The sequence below is a fragment of the Glaciimonas sp. Gout2 genome (assembly GCF_035018905.1).
In the GTDB taxonomy this organism is placed as follows: Bacteria; Pseudomonadota; Gammaproteobacteria; order Burkholderiales; family Burkholderiaceae_D; genus Glaciimonas.
On the sequence record NZ_JASJXA010000128.1, the window covers coordinates 1 to 652 of the forward strand.

General features: G+C 58.0%; 1 protein-coding gene. It reads left to right on the forward strand.

Annotated elements, in window-relative coordinates; all coding sequences use genetic code 11:
• Window positions 1–652 (forward strand): aromatic amino acid ammonia-lyase (locus QN379_RS23450; RefSeq protein WP_323507767.1); only part of this gene is annotated, 652 nt, incomplete at both ends.

Sequence of the window (652 nt, forward strand, 5' to 3'; positions counted from 1 at the left end):
CGCGCCAATGCTTTTGCGAGTAATTATTCGGCCCCGCGGGTTGAAGTGGTGGATCGTCTGCTGGCTTTTCTGAACGCCGGTATTCACCCGATCATGCCGCAAAAAGGATCGGTCGGCGCGTCCGGCGATCTGGCACCGCTATCGTATCTGGCGGCGGCCATTGCCGGTTTCGATGAAGCCGAAGTCATGTATCAGGGCCAGCGCATGCGCGCACCGCAAGCCATTACCGCCGCGGGTATCGCGCCGGTCAAATTTGATTTGCAAGCCAAGGATGCGTCGGCGCTCATTAATGGTTGCACCGCTTCGCTGGCTGTTGCCGTATTGGTGGCCCACGATGCCCGTCATCTCTTAACCGATGCCTGCCTGTCATTAGGCCTGACATTGGAAGCAATGCGGGCCGAAATGGCCGCCTTTGATCCACGCATTCAGCAGGCACGTCCGCATGCCGGTCAAATCAAAACGGCAGCGGTCGTGCGCAAATTACTCAAAGGTTCAACCCGCACCACGCATGAAGCCCGCGCCGTACAGTTTCCCGAAGAATCCCGCCGCACTGACATTCCGTACACGGCGCGGATTCAGGATGTCTACTCACTGCGTTGTGCACCGCAAGTGTACGGACCGGTGTTCGATGCGCTCGATTACATCGATAACA